The organism is Pseudomonas sp. 51_B, from assembly GCF_017491595.1.
Classification (GTDB): domain Bacteria; phylum Pseudomonadota; class Gammaproteobacteria; order Pseudomonadales; family Pseudomonadaceae; genus Aquipseudomonas; species Aquipseudomonas promysalinigenes.
On sequence record NZ_JAFGYW010000173.1, the window covers coordinates 1 to 526 of the forward strand.

Annotated in this window: 1 protein-coding gene; it reads left to right on the forward strand. The window is 53.0% G+C overall.

The annotated features are described in order from the left end of the window. On the forward strand, window positions 1-330 hold a 330-nt coding region (locus J5M56_RS24235; protein ID WP_207937974.1), incomplete at its 5' end, for a hypothetical protein. Between the last annotated feature and the right edge of the window lie 196 nt (window positions 331-526).

Consider the following 526-nt stretch of genomic DNA (forward strand, 5'->3'; position numbering starts at 1 on the left):
AACAACACCTTTGAGATCGCCATGGGCAATCCACCGAAGGATATGCGGCAGGATCAGATTGTGCCGTTCGGAACATCGCTCAACCAGCGCAATGTGACGCTGTATCTCTTGTCGTGCCACACTGGAAATGATCCTCTAGGCAGATCACTGTTGGGTACCGGATGCAATTTCGCTGCACCGAAGGGCTATGCTCTAGTCAAATCCAGCTCAGCTGGCGTCGGCGTCTATTCTGTCGTAGACCCCCATGCATCGGATGTGAAGTATGCAGGTTGGACAGGCACCGAGGGAGTAATTCCTAATCGGGACACGAAACCACTCAACATAAAATAGTTCGCATCACATAAGCGTTCTGAACATTTTTAAAAGTTCACGAACTGGCCGACGACACTTTTACGACTGGCTGTCGAAGACACTCACGCTCGGACATGGTTGTCGGCCCGCCTGTCTCCGAGTTGAAGCATGCGCGCGGCGATCGAGCGCAAGCGACATGGGTCGTTAAGTGACCTGAAGCGCTGAGTCGCTCGAC